This is a genomic window from Mesorhizobium sp. M1A.F.Ca.IN.020.06.1.1 (assembly GCF_004023265.1).
In the GTDB taxonomy this organism is placed as follows: Bacteria; Pseudomonadota; Alphaproteobacteria; order Rhizobiales; family Rhizobiaceae; genus Mesorhizobium.
This window is the reverse complement of record NZ_RZSR01000982.1, coordinates 1-2,160: the sequence shown is the minus strand read 5'-3', so window position 1 is coordinate 2,160 and position 2,160 is coordinate 1. Positions and strand designations below refer to the sequence as shown.

2 protein-coding genes are annotated in these 2,160 nt (G+C 65.5%); both read left to right on the top strand.

Annotation, left to right across the window (positions count from 1 at the left end; all coding sequences use genetic code 11):
• The coding region (locus EOA60_RS29870; protein ID WP_128312395.1) for an ABC transporter permease subunit at nt 1-462 on the top strand (462 nt) is incomplete at its 5' end.
• Nucleotides 459-2,160 (top strand): ABC transporter ATP-binding protein (locus EOA60_RS29865; RefSeq protein WP_164899651.1); only part of this gene is annotated, 1,702 nt, incomplete at its 3' end. The genes EOA60_RS29870 and EOA60_RS29865, both read left to right, overlap by 4 nt.

The following is a 2,160-nucleotide window of genomic DNA, read 5'->3' as shown; positions in this document are numbered from 1 at the left end:
TTCCCGGTGCTGGTCCTCTACGTCATCCTGATCGCCAATATCGGGCCATCGATAATCAACATCGTCATCGCCACGACGATCGCCTCGGCGCCAGGAATCGGGCGAATAACGCGCGGGCTGGTACTCGGCCTGAAGGAGCAGGAATACATCGCCGCCGCAAGGCTGCGCGCCGAAAGTACTTTATACATCATGCTTGTCGAGCTGTTGCCCAACTGCCGCGGCATGCTGATCGTCGATGCCTGTCTGCGCATCGGCTACACCATCATCACCATCGGCATTCTCGGCTTCCTTGGCCTTGGCCTGCCGCCGCCCAACCCGGACTGGGGCGGCATGGTCAAGGAAAGCACGACGGTGCTCAACGTCTGGCCTTTGATGTCGGTGCTGCCCTCAATCGGCATCGTCAGCCTGGTTCTGGGTTTCAACCTCTTGGCCGACGGCCTGCGGGAGGCCTGGAAGCCATGACGATGGTCGCCGAGCCAATTTCGATGAAAGGCGAGCGTGCGTCCGGGACGCCGCTCCTCGCTGTCCGAGATCTGCGCATCGAGTTTCGCGGGAAGGCCGAGACGATCGTTGCGGTGCCGAAGCTGTCTTTCGAGGTGAAGCCCGGCGAAAGCTTCGGGCTGGTCGGCGAATCCGGCTGCGGCAAGAGCACCACGGCGATGGCGATCATGGGCTATCTCGGTGCGACAGGCGTGGTCGCCGGCGGCAGTATCCGCTTTGAAGGCGAGGAACTGGTCAACGCACCGGCGCACAAGTTGCGCGCCATACGCGGACGGCGCATCGCCATGGTCTACCAGGACCCGATGAGCGCGCTCAATCCGGTCAAAACGGTCGGCGCGCAGCTTGCCGAGGTGCCGATGCTCCATCTCGGCGCAAGTCGCGTCGAGGCGCTCGACATGGCAGCCGCCATGCTGAAAGACGTGCGCCTGCCCGACGCCGGCGACATGCTGAAGCGCTATCCGCACCAGCTTTCGGGCGGCCAGCAGCAGCGCGTCGTCATCGCCATGGCGCTGCTTGGGCGGCCGTCGCTGCTCCTGCTCGACGAGCCGACCACCGGTCTCGACGTGACGGTGGAGTCGGCGGTGATCGATCTGATCGGCGAGCTGCGCCGTCGCTATGGAACCAGCCTGCTGTTCATCTCGCACAATCTCGGTCTGATCGCCGAAAGCTGCGACCGGGTCGGCATCATGTATTCCGGCGAGCTGGTCGAGGAGGCGCCGACGCGCGAGCTGTTCGGCCGGCCACGCCATCCCTACACGCAAGGGCTGATCGACTGCATTCCCGATATCGGGCACGGCAAGCACAGTCGCACGCTTGCCGCCATTCCGGGCCATATCCCGCTGCCGTCGGAGCGGCCGCGCGGCTGCCTCTTTGGTCCGCGCTGCGCCGGTTTCCGCGCCGGCCTGTGCGACCGGCCCGGCATGACGCTGGAACCGGTCGGCGAGCGGCATGTTGTGCGCTGCGTGCGCTGGCCCGAACTCGAGGTGGCTCATCGCGAGCTTCCGCCGCTATCCGGCGAGAGTGCGGCACCGGCAGCCGAGATCACTTTCTCCGACATCACCAAGTTCTATCACCTCGGTTACCACAAGACGCTGAAGGCCAATGAGGCCGTATCCTTCGAGGCCGGCAAGGCCGAGATCGTCGCGCTGGTCGGCGAATCCGGCTGCGGCAAGTCGACCCTGGCGCGTATCGTCACCGGCCTCGACCGCGCCACTTCGGGCGAAATCCGCATGGCTGGCGAAAACATCGCCGCGATCGAAGCGAGCGCGCGGCCGAAGCCCCTGCTGCAATCGATCCAGATGGTGTTCCAGAACCCGGACTCGACGCTCAATCCGTCGCACAGCGCCGGCTTCTCGATCCGTCGCTCGCTGAAGAAGTTCGGCATCCGCAAGGGCAAGGCGACCATCGACCAGCGCATGCGCGAGCTGCTGGAGATGGTCCGGCTTTCGCCGGACTTCGCCGCCCGCCGGCCGAGCCAGTTGTCCGGCGGGCAGAAGCAGCGCATCGCCATCGCCCGCGCCTTCGCCTCCGATCCGTCGCTGATCGTCGCCGACGAGCCTGTGTCGGCGCTGGATGTCTCCGTGCAGGCGGCCGTGGTGACGCTGCTGCTCGACATCCAGAAGACCCGGCATGCGACGATGCTGTTCATCAGCCATGACC